Source organism: Streptomyces sp. NPDC037401 (assembly GCF_055602345.1).
Genome location: NZ_JBVJWO010000012.1, coordinates 186,636 through 204,002, shown reverse-complemented (window position 1 = coordinate 204,002; position 17,367 = coordinate 186,636). Strand labels below are relative to the sequence as shown.

17 protein-coding genes and 1 pseudogene are annotated in these 17,367 nt (G+C 73.8%); 6 read left to right on the top strand and 12 right to left on the bottom strand.

The genetic code is table 11. The features are described 5' to 3' along the window. The first annotated feature begins 4 nt into the window (after nt 1-4). Both eat and ACZ7H1_RS15410 read left to right on the top strand, forming a co-directional pair. Nucleotides 5-1,531: an ethanolamine permease gene (gene eat, locus ACZ7H1_RS15415; protein WP_470786947.1), complete on the top strand. Its 1,527-nt coding sequence runs from the start codon at nt 5-7 to the stop codon at nt 1,529-1,531. A 47-nt stretch (nt 1,532-1,578) separates the two neighbouring features. After that, nucleotides 1,579-2,280, top strand: coding sequence for a gamma-glutamyl-gamma-aminobutyrate hydrolase family protein (locus ACZ7H1_RS15410; protein WP_470786945.1), 702 nt, complete (start codon nt 1,579-1,581; stop codon nt 2,278-2,280). A 161-nt stretch (nt 2,281-2,441) separates the two neighbouring features. Here the strand turns inward: ACZ7H1_RS15410 and ACZ7H1_RS15405 are convergent, their stop codons facing one another. Beyond that, nucleotides 2,442-3,368 (bottom strand): LysR substrate-binding domain-containing protein, encoded by a 927-nt coding sequence (locus tag ACZ7H1_RS15405; RefSeq protein ID WP_470786944.1) that lies wholly within the window; start codon nt 3,366-3,368, stop codon nt 2,442-2,444. Nucleotides 3,369-3,438: 70 nt separating this feature from the next. On the opposite strand from ACZ7H1_RS15405, the gene ACZ7H1_RS15400 reads away from it, so the two are divergent. Next, the gene (locus ACZ7H1_RS15400) at nt 3,439-4,626 is read left to right on the top strand and encodes a TDT family transporter (protein WP_470786943.1); all 1,188 of its coding nucleotides are present in this window, start codon (nt 3,439-3,441) and stop codon (nt 4,624-4,626) included. A gap of 148 nt (nt 4,627-4,774) precedes the next feature. Here ACZ7H1_RS15400 and ACZ7H1_RS15395 read toward each other — a convergent pair whose 3' ends face one another. Then, complete coding sequence (locus ACZ7H1_RS15395) at nt 4,775-5,488, bottom strand: helical backbone metal receptor (RefSeq protein WP_470786942.1); 714 nt, start codon at nt 5,486-5,488, stop codon at nt 4,775-4,777. Next, nucleotides 5,488-6,096, bottom strand: a complete 609-nt coding sequence (locus tag ACZ7H1_RS15390; RefSeq protein ID WP_470786941.1) for a helix-turn-helix domain-containing protein — start codon at nt 6,094-6,096, stop codon at nt 5,488-5,490. The genes ACZ7H1_RS15395 and ACZ7H1_RS15390 overlap by 1 nt, the downstream gene beginning before the upstream one ends. A gap of 187 nt (nt 6,097-6,283) precedes the next feature. Between ACZ7H1_RS15390 and ACZ7H1_RS15385 the strand changes: the two genes are divergently transcribed. The 3 genes from ACZ7H1_RS15385 (at nt 6,284) to ACZ7H1_RS15375 (ending at nt 9,113) form a co-directional block, all read left to right on the top strand. Further along, nucleotides 6,284-7,189 carry a 5'-3' exonuclease gene (locus ACZ7H1_RS15385; RefSeq protein WP_470787005.1) on the top strand — a complete coding sequence of 302 codons (906 nt, stop codon included), beginning with the start codon at nt 6,284-6,286 and terminating at the stop codon, nt 7,187-7,189. Between the two features lie 68 nt (nt 7,190-7,257). Further along, nucleotides 7,258-8,085: a siderophore-interacting protein gene (locus ACZ7H1_RS15380; protein ID WP_470786939.1), complete on the top strand. Its 828-nt coding sequence runs from the start codon at nt 7,258-7,260 to the stop codon at nt 8,083-8,085. Nucleotides 8,086-8,180: 95 nt separating this feature from the next. Then, nucleotides 8,181-9,113 carry a pseudouridine synthase gene (locus ACZ7H1_RS15375; RefSeq protein ID WP_470786938.1) on the top strand — a complete coding sequence of 311 codons (933 nt, stop codon included), beginning with the start codon at nt 8,181-8,183 and terminating at the stop codon, nt 9,111-9,113. On the opposite strand, the gene ACZ7H1_RS15370 is transcribed toward ACZ7H1_RS15375, so the two are convergent. From ACZ7H1_RS15370 to ACZ7H1_RS15330, 9 genes and pseudogenes are all read right to left on the bottom strand, one after another. After that, the gene (locus tag ACZ7H1_RS15370) at nt 9,027-9,746 is read right to left on the bottom strand and encodes a TetR/AcrR family transcriptional regulator (protein WP_470786936.1); all 720 of its coding nucleotides are present in this window, start codon (nt 9,744-9,746) and stop codon (nt 9,027-9,029) included. The genes ACZ7H1_RS15375 and ACZ7H1_RS15370 overlap by 87 nt on opposite strands. Before the next feature lie 90 nt (nt 9,747-9,836). Continuing rightward, a complete protein-coding gene (locus tag ACZ7H1_RS15365) occupies nt 9,837-12,674 on the bottom strand; it encodes a DEAD/DEAH box helicase (protein WP_470786934.1) in 2,838 nt (945 codons plus the stop codon). A 224-nt stretch (nt 12,675-12,898) separates the two neighbouring features. Further along, nucleotides 12,899-13,846 (bottom strand): twin-arginine translocase subunit TatC, encoded by a 948-nt coding sequence (gene tatC, locus ACZ7H1_RS15360; protein ID WP_470786932.1) that lies wholly within the window; start codon nt 13,844-13,846, stop codon nt 12,899-12,901. A 52-nt stretch (nt 13,847-13,898) separates the two neighbouring features. Next, the gene (gene tatA, locus ACZ7H1_RS15355) at nt 13,899-14,180 is read right to left on the bottom strand and encodes a Sec-independent protein translocase subunit TatA (protein WP_470786930.1); all 282 of its coding nucleotides are present in this window, start codon (nt 14,178-14,180) and stop codon (nt 13,899-13,901) included. Nucleotides 14,181-14,294: 114 nt separating this feature from the next. Continuing rightward, nucleotides 14,295-14,498, bottom strand: a complete 204-nt coding sequence (locus ACZ7H1_RS15350; protein WP_470786929.1) for a hypothetical protein — start codon at nt 14,496-14,498, stop codon at nt 14,295-14,297. Between the two features lie 21 nt (nt 14,499-14,519). Continuing rightward, nucleotides 14,520-14,780, bottom strand: a complete 261-nt coding sequence (locus ACZ7H1_RS15345; protein ID WP_470786927.1) for a hypothetical protein — start codon at nt 14,778-14,780, stop codon at nt 14,520-14,522. 13 nt (nt 14,781-14,793) lie between these two features. After that, nucleotides 14,794-15,840 carry a helix-turn-helix transcriptional regulator gene (locus ACZ7H1_RS15340; RefSeq protein WP_470786925.1) on the bottom strand — a complete coding sequence of 349 codons (1,047 nt, stop codon included), beginning with the start codon at nt 15,838-15,840 and terminating at the stop codon, nt 14,794-14,796. A gap of 17 nt (nt 15,841-15,857) precedes the next feature. Beyond that, complete coding sequence (locus ACZ7H1_RS15335) at nt 15,858-16,814, bottom strand: helix-turn-helix transcriptional regulator (protein ID WP_470786923.1); 957 nt, start codon at nt 16,812-16,814, stop codon at nt 15,858-15,860. A 130-nt stretch (nt 16,815-16,944) separates the two neighbouring features. Then, nucleotides 16,945-17,226: pseudogene (locus tag ACZ7H1_RS15330) on the bottom strand (FKBP-type peptidyl-prolyl cis-trans isomerase); the annotation flags it as partial. Nucleotides 17,227-17,367 lie beyond the last annotated feature (141 nt).

Genomic DNA, 17,367 nt, shown 5'->3' with positions numbered 1-17,367 from the left:
GCACATGGCGGACTACGCCGAGAACGCCGAGAACGCCACGACCGCAGCAGGCACGGCACCCGTGCCGGCCCCCGCATCCGCATCCGTATCCGCACCCGCATCGCCTTCCGCACCACCGGAGTCCGACGCGGCCTATCTGGAACGCCGCACCCTGCGCCGGGGCAGCGCCGGCTGGCTGCTGCTCACCGGCCTCGGCGTCGCCTACGTCGTATCGGGCGACTTCTCGGGCTGGAACCTCGGCCTGGAGAAGGGCGGCTTCGGCGGCCTGGCCATCGCCACCGTGCTCATGGGCGCCATGTACGCCTGCCTCGTCTTCTCCCTCGCCGAGCTCTCCGCGATCCTGCCGACGGCGGGCGGCGGCTACGGCTTCGCCCGGCGCGCGCTCGGACCCTGGGGCGGCTTCCTGACCGGCACCGCCATCCTCATCGAATACGTCCTCGCCCCGGCGGCGATCGTCATCTTCATCGGCGACTACGTCGAGTCCCTCAAGCTGTTCGGCCTGACCTCCGGCTGGCCCGTCTACCTGGCCTGCTTCGTGATCTTCATCGGGATCCACCTGTGGGGCGTCGGCGAGGCACTGCGCTTCAGCCTCGTCGTGACGGCCATAGCCGTCGCCGCGCTGCTGATCTTCGCGGTGGGGGCGTTCACGGAGTTCGACGCCTCCGGCCTGAACGACATCCCGGTCGACCCCTCCGCCGCAGGGGCCGGTTCCTGGCTGCCGTTCGGGGTGCTCGGCATCTGGGCGGCGTTCCCCTTCGCCATGTGGTTCTTCCTCGGCGTCGAGGGCGTGCCGCTGGCCGCCGAGGAGGCCACGGACCCGGTGCGCTCGATGCCGCGGGCCCTGTCCTGGTCGATGGGCGTCCTCGTGCTGCTCGCGGTGCTGACCTTCCTCGCGGCGACCGGCGCCCAGGGCGCGGACGCCGTCAAGTCGGCCGGCAACCCGCTGGTCGTGGCCCTCGAAGGGGACGGCGGCCCGACCGGGCTGAGCCGGTTCGTCAACTACGCCGGCCTGGCCGGGCTCGTGGCCTCGTTCTTCTCGCTCATCTACGCCGGCTCCCGCCAGCTGTTCGCCCTGTCCCGGGCGGGCTACCTGCCCCGGTTCCTGTCCCTGACCAGCAGCCGCAAGGCCCCGTACCTGGGCCTGCTGATCCCCGGCGCGATCGCCTTCACGCTCGCCGCCGTCACCGGCAACGGCGCCCGGATGCTCAACATCGCCGTCTTCGGGGCGACGATCTCGTACGCACTGATGGCGCTCTCGCACATCGTGCTGCGGCGGCGCGAGCCCGGACTGGCGCGTCCGTACCGCACCCCGGGCGGCATCCTGACCTCGTCGGCGGCGTTCGTCCTGGCCCTGTCGGCGCTCGTCGCCACCTTCCTGGTGGACAAGGACGCCGCATTCATCGCACTCGCCGTGTACGCCGTCGCACTCGCCTACTTCGCGTTCTACAGTCGGCACCGGCTGGTGGCAGGCGCGCCCGAGGAAGAGTTCGCGGCCCTGGCGGCGGCCGAGGCCGAGCTCGCCCGCGACTGATCCCGTACCGCCCGTTCCCGTACACCGTCACCCCGGAGGTTCCCGCCGTGCCCAGGCCGCTCATCGGCATCACCACCTACCTGGAGGAATCCACCCGCTACGGCCCCTGGGACATCCCGGCGGCCCTCGCACCCTCCGGGTACCACGAGTACGTCCAGGCGTCCGGCGGCACGGCCGTGCTGCTGCCGCCCGACGACCCGGAGGTGGCGGCCGGGGTGGTGGCCCGGCTGGACGGCCTGGTCATCGCCGGCGGCCCGGACGTGGAGCCGGCCCGGTACGGCGCGGCCCGCGACCCCCGTACGGGGTCGCCGGCGGCCGAGCGGGACGCCTGGGAGCTGGCCCTGGTCCGGGCCGCCCTGGACCACGGCGCCATCCCCCTGCTGGGCATCTGCCGGGGCATGCAGGTGCTGAACGTCGCTCTGGGCGGCACCCTCGTCCAGCACATCGACGGGCACGCCGAGGCCCCGGGCGTGATGTCCCTGCACCGGGTCCGGCCGGTGCCGGACACCCGGTACGGGACGCTGGCCCCCGAGGAGACCGACGTGCCGACGTACCACCACCAGGCCGTGGACCGGCTCGGCGAGGGGCTGGTCGTCTCCGCGTGGGCCACGGACGGGACGGTCGAGGCCGTCGAGCTCCCCGGCGAGCAGTGGGTGCTGGGCGTCCAGTGGCACCCGGAGCGCGGGACGGACACGCGCGTGATGCGCTCCCTGGTCGCGGCGGTCCGCGAGCCCGTACCGGTGGGCTGACCGTACGGCCCGGGACCGGTGCGCCCCTGCCCCGGTCCCGGGCCGCACCGGTCGCAGCCCTGCCGGCCGGCCGCCAGGCCGCCGATCGGGCAGGCGATCGGGCAGGCGATCGGGCAAGACGCTCGGGAAACGCACTCGGGCGGGACGCTCAGGCAAGGCCCTCAGGCAGGGGTGCGCGTGAGGGACAGCAGGTCGCGGGCCGGGCCCGCGGGGCGGGAGGCCGCCGGCCACACCGCCCTCAGCGCACGCCGCAGCGGCGCCCCGGCCACCGGGACCGCCACCAGCTGGCGCGCCGCCAGCTCGGCGCCCAGCGCCAGTTCGCTCAGCACGCACGGCCCGGCCCCGCCGACGGCCGCCGCCTTCACCGCCGTCGTGGAGGCCAGCTCCAGCAGCGGCGCGGCCAGGCCCCCGTGCGCGGCCAGCGCCGCGTCCAGCACCTGGCGCGTTCCCGAGCCCTGTTCCCGCAGGATCAGCGGGGTGGCCGCCACCTCGTCCGCGGGCACGGGCGCCCGGCGCCGCGCCCAGGGGTGCTGCGGGGCCACCGCGACCACCAGCCGGTCGTGCGCGATCACCGCCGAGTCCAGCCCCTCCGGCACGGTCAGGCCCTCCACGAACCCGAGGTCGGCCTCGTGCGCCAGGACGCGTTCCGCCACCGCCGCGGAGTTCCCCGCGTGCAGCGAGACCGCCGTCCCCGGCCGCTCCGCCCGCAGCGCGACCAGCCAGCCGGGCAGCAGGTACTCCGCGATCGTCATGCTCGCCGCGACCCGCAGCCGCGAGTCCCGGCGCCCCCGCAGCGCCTGCGCCGCCGCGTCGAAGGCCTCCGCCGCCTCCACGATCCGCCGCGCCCAGTCCGTGACCAGCGCGCCTTCCGCGGTGAGCGTGGAGCCCCGGGGAGAGCGGTCCACCAGCGCCACCCCCAGCCGCGTCTCCATGGCCCGGATCCGGCTGCTCGCCGCCGGCTGGGTGATGCCCAGCTCCCGCGCCGCGGCCCCCAGGCTGCCCCGGCGGGCCACGGCCAGCAGCAGTTCCAGGGCGCCCAGGTCGGGCACCCGGTGGGCGAGGGGAAGGTCCGGCGGCTCACTGCTCATAAATCCAGTTTATGAGGACATAGGAAGATCACCTCTACTGGGCGGCCGCACCGGGCACGACGCTGGATCCATGGCCACCACCGCTCAGCTCGACGCTCCCGCCCGGACCACCGGGACCCTCCGCACCGCCCCCGGTTCCGCCCCCCTCACGCCCCGGCGCCTGCCGGCCCTGCGGCACCTGGGTCCCAACTGGTACGCCTCCGTCATGGGCACGGCCATCGTCGCCAACGCCGGCGCCTCGCTCCCGTACCAGTTCACCGGCCTGCGGGTGGCCTGCCAGGTGGTCTGGGCGCTGTCGGCCCTCGCGCTCGCCGTGCTCCTCACGGCCCGCGCCGGGCACTGGCTCCACCACCGCGACCAGGCCCGCGCCCACCTCCTCGACCCGGCCGTGGCCCCCTTCTACGGCTGCCTGGCCATGGCGCTGCTGGCCGTCGGCGGCGGCACCCTCATCGTCGGCAAGGACCTCATCGGCCAGGACGCCGCGGTGGCCGTCGACGCCGTGCTGTTCACCGCCGGCACCGCCACCGGCCTGGCCGCCGCCGTGGCCATCCCGTACCTGATGGTCGTGCGGCACGAGGTGGAGGCGGCCTCGGCCAGCCCTGTCTGGCTGCTGCCCGTGGTCGCACCCATGGTCTCGGCCGCCCTCGGCCCGCTGCTCATACCCCACCTGCCCGAGGGGCAGGCCCGGGAGGCCATGCTGCTCGCCTGCTACGCGATGTTCGGGATCAGCCTCCTCGCCACCCTGCTGATGCTGCCCCTGATCTTCGGCCGGCTGATCGTCGGCGGGCCCCTGCCCCTGGCCCTGACCCCGACCCTCTTCCTGGTCCTCGGCCCCATGGGCCAGTCGGTCACCGCCGTGAACCAGCTCGCCGACCAGGCCCCCCTGGCCATCGGCAGCCCCTACGCCGAGGGCCTGAGCGCCTTCGCCGTCGTCTACGGCGTCCCCGTGATCGGCTTCGCCCTGCTGTGGGGCGCCCTGGCCGTCGCGATGGCCGTCCGCGCCGTCCGGTCCGGCATGGGCTTCGCGATGACCTGGTGGGCCTTCACCTTCCCCGTGGGCACCTGCGTCACCGGCGCCGAGGGCCTGGCCCGCCACACCGGCCTGATCGCCTTCCAGTGGCTCGCCGCCGCCCTGTTCGCCGTCCTGGTCACCGCCTGGCTGACCGCCGCCGTCCACACCCTGCGCGGCCTGGCCTGCGGCCGGCTGCTCGCCGCCCCCGCTCAGGCCCGGCCCGCCGCAGCGGTCTGCAGCTCGTAGTCCACGGCGGTCGAGAACGCACCCGCCTCGCCCCGGATCTCCGGCCTGTGGGATCCGGGGCCGAGCAGGTCCCCGCGAGCCGGGCGGTACCGAGGAGCAGGGCCAGGAATCTTGCGGGGCGCATGGTCGGCAGCGTGTGCCGCCGCATTCAGCGGGCCGCCTCCAGGGCTGCCGCCAGCACCGCGGGCGCCTCGACCAGCGAGGGCCCGTACCAGGTCAGATGCCGTCCGCTGACGAGGGCGGCGGGCAGACCGGGGAAGGCCTCCGGACCGTCCGAGGCCGAGAAGGCGTACGGCTCGTCGGGCAGCACCACCAGGTCGCAGCCGGATCCGGCGAGCACCTCCGGAGGCACCCGCGGGTACCGCTCGGCGTGCCGCGCGTACCGGTTGTGCACCCCCAGGCGGGCCAGCAGGTCCCCGGCGAAGGTGTCCCGGCCCAGCACCATCCAGGGCCGCCGCCAGACCGGGACGAACGCCGTCCGCGGCGCCCCCGGCCGCACCGCCGCCCAGGCCGCCTCGGCCTCGTCGAGCCAGCCGGGCCTGCGCAGCCCGCAGCCCCGCACGAGGACCCGGTCCAGCTCGCGGAACGCCTGCGGCAGGTCGCGGATCTCGGTGACGAGGACCTCCAGGCCCGCGGCCCGCAGCGCGGCGAGGTCCGGGGCCCGGTTCTCCTCCTCGTTCGCGATCACGAGGTCGGGGCGCAGCGCGGCGACCGCCCCGAGGTCCGGGTTCTTCGTGCCGCCGATCCGTACGACGTCCAGGCCGGCGGGATGCGTGCACCAGTCGGTGGCTCCGGCGATCAGGCCGGGGGCGGTCTCCTCGACCGCCTCCGTCAGCGACGGCACCAGGGAGACGACCCGCATCAGCGGCCCGGCGGTTCGGCGGTGGCGTCGATGTGGTCGCCGACCGCGACGACGAGGATCCGGGTGTCCTCGGAGGCGGCCCGCCAGCGGTGGCGCACCCCGCCGGACAGGAAGAGCGCATCGCCGCTCTCCAGCCGGTACGCCCGCCCCTCGGCCTCCACCTGGCAGGCCCCGGCGACCACGTACATCAGCTCGTCGTTGCGGTGCTGGTACTCGCGGCCCGCGTCCTGCTCCCCGGTGAACTCCAGAGCGTGCAGCTGGTGGTGCCCGCGGACCAGCGGGCGCACCCCGGCCGGCGCCAGACCGGAATCGTCGTCGGCGCGCACGAGGTCGACGGTGCGCGTGGTGTCGGACGCGGCCAGCAGCTCGACGGCCGTGGTCTCCAGCGCCACGGCGACCCGCTCCAGGGAACGCATGCTGGGCCGGGCCCGCTCGTTCTCTATCTGGCTCAGGAACGGAACCGACAGGCCGCTGCGCGCCGAGACGGCGGCCAGCGTCAGCTGGAGCGCCCGGCGCCGCTTGCGCACGGCCGTACCGACCCGGAGCGGCTCCCTCGCGTCCCGGTCCCGGTCCTTCTGCTTGTCGTCGCGGTCGTCCCTGTCGTCCATGGCGGGGCTGCCCTCCCCTTGTCCGGTCGCACATCGGTGTGCTGTAAGCACCTTACGCAGCTTCCACCCCATGTTTCGCGCCCACGCCCCACCCGGCCACCACCTCGGCCGGTCCGCGCCCCTCGGGGTCGCGGCCGGTGGGCTGACGGTGGCGTGAGGCATCATCGTGACCGTGACGCGACGCCTGATGCTCCTCGACACCGCTTCCCTCTACTACCGCGCGTACTTCGGCGTGCCCGACTCCGTGCGGGCGCCGGACGGGACGCCCGTCAACGCCGTGCGCGGGCTGCTCGACTTCATCGGGCGGCTGGTGCAGGACCACCGGCCCGACGAGCTCGTCGCCTGCATGGACGCCGACTGGCGGCCGCACTGGCGGGTCGAGCTGATCCCGACCTACAAGGCCCACCGGGTGGCCGTCGAGACGGAGAGCGGGCCCGACGAGGAGGAGACGCCCGACACCCTGCTGTCGCAGGTCCCCGTCATCGAGGCCGCGCTCGACGCGTTCGGCATCGCCCGGGTCGGGGTCGCGGGGTACGAGGCCGACGACGTCATCGGCACCCTGACCGCCCGCGCGACCGGGCCGGTGGACATCGTGACCGGGGACCGCGACCTGTACCAGCTGGTCGACGACGCCCGCGGGGTGCGCGTGCTCTACCCCCTCAAGGGCGTCGGCACCCTCCAGCTGACCGACGAGGCCGTGCTGCGGGAGAAGTACGGCGTGGACGGGCCGGGGTACGTCGACCTCGCGCTGCTGCGCGGCGACCCGAGCGACGGGCTGCCGGGCGTCCCGGGCATCGGCGAGAAGACGGCTGCCAAGCTGCTGGACGCGTACGGCAGCCTGGACGGCATCATGGCCGCGGTCGACGACCCGGCGTCCGGGCTGACGCCCTCGCAGCGCAAGAAGCTCGACGGGGCGCGTGCCTACGTGTCCGTCGCCCCGAAGGTGGTCCGGGTCGCCTCCGACGTCCCGCTGCCGCCCTTCGACCCCGCGCTGCCGTCCGCTCCGGCGGACCCCGGGGCCCTCGACGAGCTCGCCCGGCGCTGGGGCCTCGGCGGGGCCGTCGGCCGGCTGCTCACCACTCTCCGGCACTGAAGTGATAACTTAGGTAAGCCTAAGCTATTCACGCCGGACGCGTGTACCGGGGACCAGGGGAGAACGACGTGGCAGAAGGACCCGCCCGCAAGGTCGGCACCGCGCGCGTAGTGCGCACCGAGCAGCTGACGCCGCACATGGTGCGCGTCGTCCTGGGCGGTGAGGAGCTGGCCGGGTTCGACGCGGGCGAGTTCACCGACCACTACATCAAGATCCTCTTCGCGGCCGAGGGCGCCGTCTACCCCGAGCCGTGGGACCTGGAACAGATCCGCGCGGCATTCCCGCGCGAGCAGTGGCCCCGCAACCGTGCGTACACCGTCCGCGCCTGGGACCCGGCGCACCGGGAGATGACCGTCGACTTCGTCGTCCACGGCGACGAGGGCCTCGGCGGCCCGTGGGCGGCCCGCGTCCAGCCCGGCGAGCGGGTGTACTTCCTCGGCCCCGGCGGCGCCTACGCCCCGGACCCGGACGCCGACTGGCACCTGCTCGCCGGCGACGAGAGCGCCCTGCCGGCCATCGCGGCCGCCCTGGAGCGCATCCCGGCCGGAGCCACCGTGCACGCCTTCCTGGAGGTCGCCGGCCCCGAGGAGGAGCAGAAGATCATCACTCCCGACGGGATCACACCGGTGTGGCTGCACCGCGGCGACCGCCCGGTCGGCGAGGCCCTGCTGCGGGCCGTCACCACGCTCGACTTCCCCGACGGCACCCCGCACGTCTTCGTGCACGGCGAGGCGGCCTTCGTCCGGGACCTGCGCCGGCACCTGCGCCTGGATCGCGCCGTCCCGCGCGAGCGCCTGTCGATCTCGGGCTACTGGCGCCTCGGGCAGACCGACGAGGGCTGGCGCTCGATCAAGCGCGACTGGAACGCCGAGGTGGAGGCCGAGCAGGAGGGCTGACCCCCGGCCCACGGCCCGGGGCCCACGGCTCCGGGCTCCCCGGCCCCGCCGCACCCCCGCGGCCCGGAGGCCGCGAACGCCCGTAGGGTGGGGCGGTGAGACGCCGCCCCACCCCACCGCCGTCGCCGCTCCCCCAGCGGAACGGCATCGACCCCGTACGGCTGCGCCTGCCCGCGGACGGCGACTGGCCGACCCTCGGCGCCTACCTCCGCGACCGGTACGCCGACGGGCCCGGCGCCGAGGCCATCGCACGGCTGCTGGACGCCGGGCAGGTCTACGGCGGGCACGGCCGGCCCGTCGGCGCCGCGGACCCGTACACCCCCGGCGCCCACCTGTGGTTCCACCGGGAGCAGGTCCCGGAGGCTCCCGTGCCGTTCCCCGTGGCGGTGCTGTACCGCGACGACCACCTGGTCGTCGCCGACAAGCCGCACTTCCTCGCCACCACCCCCCGCGGCAGCCACGTCACGCAGACCGCGCTCGCCCGGCTGCGCACGGAGCTCGGCCTGCCCGCGCTGAGCCCCGCGCACCGGCTGGACCGGCTGACCGCCGGTCTGGTCATGTTCACCGTGCGGCCCGAGGACCGCGGCGCCTACCAGCGGCTCTTCCAGGACAAGGAGATCCTCAAGGAGTACGAGGCCCTCGCCCCGTACGACCCCGCGCTCGCCGCCACCCTGCCGCGCACCGTCCGCAGCCGCATCGAGAAGGTCCGCGGGGTCATCGCCGCCCGCGAGATCCCCGGCCCGCCCAACAGCGAGAGCCGCATCGAACTCCTCGAGCACCGCGGCGCCCTGGCCCGCTACCGGCTCGTCCCGCGCACCGGCCGCACCCACCAGCTGCGCGTCCACATGAACGCCCTCGGCGTCCCGATCCTCGGCGACCCCGTCTACCCCGAGGTCACCGACCCGGCCCCCGACGACTACCGCGACCCGCTGCAACTGCTCTCACGGCGGCTGGAGTTCACCGACCCGGTCACCGGCCGCGGGCACGTCTTCGAGAGCGCCCGGACCCTGACCGCCTGGCCCGGCTGAACACGGCCCCACACCGGCGACCCGCAGCGCCGCGTCCGCCGCCGACTCCGCGAAGGGCACCAGCGACCGCCGCGGATCCGCGGCACGGATCAGGATCACTCCCTCGACCAGCCCGAACACGAGGTCGCGGCGCAACTCCAGCTCCGCGGCGGGCAGCTGCGCACCGGCCGGGGTCCGGGCCAGCAACCGGCCGTAGGCGTCCTTCAGTTCACCGCGCACGCGGCGGAACCCGGCGAACCGCTCCCCCCGCACCTCCGGCAGCAGGTACAGCGCGCCCGCATTGTGCGGCCCGCCGCACAGCAACAGCACGTCCGCACGGCACAGCTCCCACAGCCGGCGCTCCGCCGGCCGCCCGTCGTCGGCCAGCAGCCGCAGGGCCAGACCGAGCGAAGGCGCCACCGTCGACTCCAGGAGCTCCGCGAGGAGTTCCTCCTTGCCGCCGAAGTAGTGGTACATCGTGGCCTGCCGCATCCCTGCCCGCTCCGCCACCGCCCGCGTGGTCGTCGCGGCGTACCCGCGGACCGTGAACAGCTCGGCCGCCGCCCCGAGAAGCTCCTCCCGGGGCGACAGCCCACTCTGCGGCCGCAGCCGGTCCGCCCTCGGACGCCCGACCCGACGACCTGTAGAACTCATGTCCCGATCGTCGCACAGCACCCCCGGACACGATCATGCCCGGAGAGCACACCACACCGGCCCTGACCTCGGAGGAACGTCCGAACGCGGCTACCCCACCGAGCTGTAGGCGACCACACCGCGCAGCAGCGAGTCCACGGCCTTGCGCGCATTGCGCGCCACCGTGCTGCCGCCCTCGCCGGACGCCGGCGCCGCCGCGGCGATCTGCCCCAGCACGTCGATGACCTGCTTGCACCAGCGCACGAAGTCGCCGGCCGGCATCTCCGCCTCCCGCAGCACCTCGTCCAGGCTCTTGTCCGAGGCCCACTGGTACGCCGCCCACGCGAAGCCGAGGTCCGGCTCACGCTGGCCCACGCCCTCGGCCTGGTTGATCCGGTGCTCCTCCTCCAGGGCGTCCAGCCGGCCCCAGATCCGCACCATCTCGCCCAGCGCGGCCTTCGCCGCACCGCCCGGCACCTTCGGCGCCACCGCATCGTCGGACTGCCGCGCCTCGAACACCAGCGCCGAGACGCACGCGGCCAGTTCGGCGGGGCCGAGCCCCTCCCAGACCCCGGCCCGCAGGCACTCCGACGCCAGCAGGTCCAGCTCGCCGTACAGCCGCGCCAGCCGCCTGCCGTGCGCCGTGACCTCGTCCTCGCGCAGGTAGTCCAGCTCGGTGAGCAGCGCGTGGATCCGGTCGAAGGTACGGGCGATGGTGTTCGTCCGTCCCTCGATCCGGCGCTCCAGCAGCTTCGTGTCGCGCTGGAGGCGGTGGTAGCGCTCGGCCCAGCGCGCGTGGTCCTCGCGCTCGTCGCAGCCGTGGCACGGATGCGCCCTCAACTCTGTGCGCAGGCGCGCGATCTGACGGTCGTCCGCAGCAGCCGCCCGGCCCGGCCGGTGCCGGTCCGGCACGATGTGCCCGGCCTTCGTCCGCAGCGCCGACGCCAGGTCCCGGCGCGACTGCGGGGAGCGCGCGTTGAAGGACTTGGGGATCCGCATCCGCTCCAGCGGCTCCACCGGCACCGGGAAGTCGATCGACGCGAGCCGCTTGACCTGCCGCTCCGCCGTCAGCACCAGCGGGCGCGGGCCCTCCTGGTACTCGTACCCGCGGTGGCCGTTGGACCGCCCGGCCGGCACACCCGGATCCAGCACCAGCGCCAGACCCGCGAACTTGCCCGTCGGCACGTGGATCACGTCGCCCGGCTTCAGCTTCTCCAGCGAGGCCGCCGCCTGCGCCCGGCGCTGTGCGGCGCCCTGCTTCGCGAGCTCCGTCTCCCGGTCCTTGAGGTCGCGGCGCATCTGCGCGTACTCCTCGAAGTTCCCGAGATGGCAGGTCATGCCCTCGCGGTAGCCCTCGAGGCCTTCCTCGTTGCGCTGCACCTGCCGGGAGATCCCGACCACCGAACGGTCCGCCTGGAACTGCGCGAACGACGTCTCCAGCAGCTCGCGCGACCTGTGCCGGCCGAACTGCTGCACGAGGTTCACGGCCATGTTGTACGAGGGCCGGAAGCTGGAGCGCAGCGGGTACGTACGCGTGCCCGCCAGGCCGGCGAGGGCCCCCGGGTCCATGCCGCGCTGCCACAGCACCACCGCATGGCCCTCGACGTCGATGCCGCGCCGCCCGGCCCGGCCGGTCAGCTGCGTGTACTCGCCCGGGGTGATGTCGGCGTGCTGCTCGCCGTTCCACTTGACGAGCTTCTCCAGGATCACCGTGCGCGCGGGCATGTTGATGCCCAGCGCCAGGGTCTCCGTCGCGAACACCGCCTTGACCAGGCCGCGGACGAAGAGCTCCTCCACGACCTCCTTGAAGGTCGGCAGCATGCCGGCGTGGTGCGCGGCGATGCCCCGCTCCAGGCCCTCGAGCCATTCGTAGTACCCGAGGACGTGGAGGTCCTCGCCGGGGATCGAGGCGGTCCGCTCCTCGACGATCTCGCGCACCTTCAGGCGCGCCTCGTCGTCGTTGAGCCGCAGCCCGGCGTACAGGCACTGCTGTACGGCGGCCTCGCAGCCCGCCCGGCTGAAGATGAACGTGATGGCGGGGAGCAGGCCCTCGTTGTCGAGGCGCTCGATCACCTCGGGGCGGCCCGGGGTCCAGATGCGGTTGCGCGAGCGCCGCTCCCGCTCCCGGTCCGCCTCGCGGACCATCTTGCCGCGGCGCCGGTCGCGCGGGTTGTACGTCTTGCTGTTCTCCATGCGCGCCATGCGCAGCAGGTCGGGGTTGACCTCGCGGCGGCCGGAACCGCGGCCGCCGTGGTCGGTCTCCTCCTCGAAGAGGTCGTAGATCCGCCGCCCGGCCATCACGTGCTGCCACAGCGGGACGGGACGCTCCTCGGAGACGATCACCTCGGTGTCGCCGCGGACGGTGTCCAGCCAGTCGCCGAACTCCTCGGCGTTCGACACGGTCGCCGAGAGGGAGACCAGCGTCACCGACTCGGGGAGGTGGATGATCACTTCCTCCCAGACGGCCCCGCGGAACCGGTCGGAGAGGTAGTGCACCTCGTCCATCACCACGTACCCGAGGCCCAGCAGCGACTGCGAGCCCGCGTACAGCATGTTCCGCAGCACTTCCGTGGTCATGACCACGATCGGCGCCTCGGAATTGACGCTGTTGTCACCGGTCAGCAGGCCGACCTTCTCGGCGCCGTAGCGCTTGACCAGGTCTGCGTACTTCTGGTTCGAAAGGGCCTTGATGGGCGTGGTGTAGAAGCACTTGCGGCCCTGGGTGAGCGCGAGGTGCACGGCGAATTCGCCGACGATCGTCTTGCCCGAGCCGGTCGGCGCGGCCACGAGTACGCCCTTGCCGGCTTCCAGCGCCTTGCACGCCTCGATCTGGAACGGGTCCAGTCCGAAGGGGTACAGCTCGCGGAAGGGGGCCAGCGCGGTGGCCTCCTCGGCAGCGCGGATCCGGGCAGCGGCGTACCGCTCGGCGGGGGAGAGGTCTTCTGTCATCTTGTCTCCGAGCCTACCCGCCCCCTCCGACACCAGTCGCGATCTTTACCGATGGGGCCGGGGACCGCACGGAAGAGCACGCAGGGGCCGGGCTCCGGACCCGGCAGGTTCCCGGCCCGCAACGCGGAAGCGGCCGGCGGCGCGGCATGCGCGCCCCGGCCGCTGCCCGCGGTGGGATGGACGGCAGAGCGGTGACTGCGCCGTCACCGGCCGGACACGACCGGTCAGGTCGCGTCGTCGTAGCCGTTCAGCCGGCTCCGGCCGCCGTCGGCCTGCTCGGGCACCGAGGCCGGGGCCGCGACCGGCTCGGCCGTGCCGAGGTCGGAGGGGGTCAGGTCCAGCTCCGAGGCCTCGTCGTCGTCGAGCCCGGCGTCCGGGTCGTTGCGCCGCCGCCTGCGGTCGTTGAGCAGGCAGATGCCGACCGCGATGAAGTAGAGGGCCACGATCGGCCCGGCCAGCGACAGCATCGTGAGCGGGTCGCCGGTGGGCGTCGCGAACGCCGCGAACACCGTGATGCCGAGGACGAATCCGCGCCACCAGCCCGCCATCCGCCTGCCGGTGAGGACCCCGGTGAAGTTGAGGAGGATCAGGAGCAGCGGCAGTTCGAAGGCCAGGCCGAAGACCACGATCAGGCGGGTGACAAGGTCGAGGTAGTCGTCGACCGGGAGCAGGTTGCGCGCGTGCTCGGGCGTGAAGTCGAGCAGGATCTCGGCGGTCTGCGGAAGGATGTTGTACGCGAGGACCGCGCCCGCCAGGAACAGCGGGGCACCGACGGCGACGAAGCTCACCGCGTACTTCTTCTCGTGGCCGTGCAGGCCGGGGGCGACGAACGCCCACAGCTGGTAGAGCCACACCGGCGCGGACAGCACCACACCGGCGGCGAGCGCGACCTTCAGGGCGATCGAGAACGGCGCGATCAGGCCGTTCACGGTCATGTCGGCACAGGGCCGGCCGTTGACCTGCTTGACCACACCGTCGGTGCAGCCCACGGAGTCCAGCATCGGCTTCAGCATGAAGTCGATGAGTTCCTTGTAGAAGAACGCCGCGACGATCGTGACCGCCAGGATGGCGACGACCGACTTCAGCAGGCGGTTTCTCAGCTCACGCAGGTGCTCCGCGAGGGGCATCCGCCCCTCGGCGTCCTGGTCCTGCTTGCGGGCAGACTTGAGCAACCCACGTCCCTTGTCTCGTGCAGCGGTCAACAGCGGGGTGGAACGTGCCGGTTCAGCCCTGGGTCGTGCGGTCCGGCTCGCTCACCGGGCGGGCGCTGGTGACATCGCCGGGCGCGGCCTGGATCGTCTTCGGAGCGGCGGCCTGCGGCGCCGGCTCGGCGGGCGCGGCGGCAGCCGGCTCGTCGTCCTTCTTCATCGCCTTGGCCTCGCTCTTGAGGATGCGGGCCGACTTACCGAGGGAGCGCGCCATGTCGGGGAGCTTCTTCGCACCGAAGAGCAGAATGATGACCCCGAGAATGACGAAGATCTCCCAACCCCTGAGGTTGCCAAACATAGGTCTCTTCCTTTTCACGGAGGATTGCTGCGCGCCCCGGACGGCTGCCCAGGTGTCGCTTCTGCCAAGGATCGTAACCTGCGGGTGTGAACGCCCGGCAATCCCCCGGCGTCATCACGATTGCCGGTCCGGCCCCCGGAATGATCCACCGGAGCGGGCCAGACCGGCCGCGGCGTCTTCCAGTTCGCCCGCGACCTGCCCGATCCGGACACTGGCGTCGGCCACCTGCCGGGACAGCCTCTGCACCTCGACGAACACCCGTACCGCCAGGGCGGCGAGCACGGTCAGCCCGAGGAAGCCCAGAACAATTGCGATCATCGGCCACAGCATGGGACGAGCCTAGACGCTCCGCAGCGTTCTGACGCCACCGCCGGTCAGGAGTTCCACGATCCGCTCGCCCGCGGGCTTGCGCACCGACACGCCGCATTCCGGACAGGTGAAGGAGTAGAACGTCGAGCGCTTGCTGCCGCCGATCGCCAGCCGCAGTGCGCCCGCCGCCAGCTCGAACCGCGCCCGGCAGTCCGGGCAGGCCGCCTTGAACAGCACCTCCATCGCGGACAGCCCGGACTTCGCCGGCCTCCCCGGCTTCCCCGCGGTCATACGCAAGCCCCCCTCAGCCCCGAACCCCATGACTGTCGTGCCCCTGCCCGTCGCGCACACCCGGCACGCCCTGCGCGTCCTGCACGCCCTGCGCGTCCTGGAGCTCGTACGCCTCCAGGGCCTCGCGGGCCGCCTGCCGGGCGCTGTCCGCGAGCCCCTGCGGCGCCGTGATCCGCCCGTCCCGCCCCAGCCGCAGCGCCAGCCTGCGCAGCGAAGCCGGGTCCGGGGTGCGCAGCGTGATCCGCAGCCCCCCGTCCGGCAGCTCCCGCGCACTGTCGTGCGGGTAGTACTCGGCGACCCAGCGGCCGCCCGGCCCCACCTCGACCACGACCTCCGGGTCCTCGGCCGCCGGCTGGACCAGCCCCTCGGACAGGTCCCGCGGCTCGATCGCCGGCGGCTCCGCCCGCTCGTCCAGCAGCCGGATCTCGGCCACCCGGTCGAGCCGGAAGGTGCGGCGCGCCTCCGAGAGGTGGCACCACCCCTCCAGGTAGGTGTGACCGACCGCGAACAGCCGGATCGGGTCCACCGTGCGCTCGGTCAGCTCGTCGCGCGCCGGCGAGTAGTACCGCAGCCACAGCCTGCGCCGCTCCGAGATCGCCCGGTCGACGTCCGCGAAGACCCCGCCCTCCGACTCGAACGTCACCGACAGCCGCGCACTGGCCCCGGCCGCCTCGCCGGCCGCCGCCTCCAGCTTCGCCGTCGCCCGCAGCAGGGCGTCGCGGTCGCTCTCCCGCAGCCCCGGCAGGGTCGCCACCGCCCGCGCCGCCACCAGCAGCGCGGTCGCCTCGTCGGCGGCCAGCCGCAGCGGCTCGGCCGTGGACTCCCCCGACGCGTCGGGATTGCGCCACCAGATGCGCTCCCCGTCCGTGTCGATGTCGAGCAGGTCGCCGCCGCGGAAGCTCGTCCCGCACATCGGCAGCACGTCCAGGTCCGAGATCAGCTCGTCCTGGGTGATCCCGAACGCCCGCGCGACGTCCGCGATCCGCGCCCCGGGGCGCTCCCGCAGATACGTCACGAGCGACAGCATCCGCCGGGTCTGGTCAATGGCATTCGCAGCCATGCTGGTACGCGTCCCCCTCAGCCCTTGGCCACGGCACGCAGCCGGTCCACCACATCGGCCCGCAGATCCGCGGGCTCCAGCACCACTACATCCGGTCCGAACTCGACCAGCCAGGCATCCAGGCCGTGCCCGTACGGGATCTCCAGCTCGTCCCAGCCGTCACCGAGCTCGCGCACGGCCGTCGCCCGGGCCCGCAGCGGGTACCCGGCGCCCCCGCGCAGCCTGATCACCGCGGACCGGTCGGCGGTCTCCCCCGCCCATCCGGCCACCGTCTCGCGCACGGTCACCACGTCCGGCACCTCGGCGGTGTACGCACCGGCCTTCGACTTCACCTTGCCGGTGATCCGCGAGAGCCGGAAGACCCGCTCGGCGCCCCGGCTCCGGTCGAAACCGGCCAGGTACCACTGGCCGCGCCAGCACTCCAGCGCCCACGGCTCCACCTGCCGCTGCTCGGGCCGGGCGGCGTTTGACCTGCGGTAGTCGAAGGTCACCGGCCGCCGGTCCCGGCAGGCCAGCATGAGCGGCTCGAAGGCCGCCTCGTGCACGGGGATCCGCGGCTCGATCGCACTGTGCTGGCCCTCGTACGGGTCGCCCGCCTCGGGCATGCCCGCCGCGCGCAGCTTCTGCAGCGCGCCGCTGGCCGCGCCCGCGAGCCGCGCCTGCTGCCACACCTTCGCGGCCAGTCCCAGCGCGGCCGCCTCCTCGGCGTCCAGCGAGACCGGGGGCAGCCGGTTGCGGTCGCGGCGGGCGAGGTAGCCGGTCTCGCCCTCCAGGTTCTCCACCGTCTCGATCACCAGACCGAGTTCCCGCAGATCGTCCTTGTCCCGCTCGAACATGCGGTTGAAGGAGTCGTCGTTCGCGGCTTCCATGTACGCCTCGATGGACCCGCGCAGCTCACGCTTGCTCAGCGGCCGCCGCGTCCCCAGCAGACACAGTGCCAGGTTCATCAACCGCTCGGCCTTGGCAATCGCCATCGACGCCCTTCCCCGCGTAACCAGTCGTGACCGTGACCGTACCGCCCCGGCGCGCCCCGGCAAAAGCGAGGGGCCCCCGCCGGACGGCGGGGGCCCCTCGGTGATCGTCACCGATCACGGGCGTCCTGAATCAGACAGCGATCAGGTCGCAGACGAAGATCAGCGTCTCGCCCGGGGCGATCGGGCCGACACCGCGGTCGCCGTACGCCAGGTGCGCGGGGATGACCAGCTGACGGCGGCCGCCGACCTTCATGCCCTGGATGCCCCGGTCCCAGCCCGTGATGACCTGACCGGCACCGAGCTTGAACTCCAGCGGGTTGCCGCGGTTCCAGGAGGCGTCGAACTCCTCGCCGGTGGACAGGGCCACACCCACGTAGTGGACCTTGACGAAGTCGCCGGCCTTGGGGGGGGGGGGGGGGGGGGGGCGGGGCCGGCCCCCCCCCCCCCCCCCCCCCCCCCCCCCCCCCCCCACCCCCCCCCCCCCCCCCCCCCCCCCCCCCCCCCCCCCGATGGGCTTACCCGCCCCGCCGCCGGCACCGCGCCGGCCGCCGCA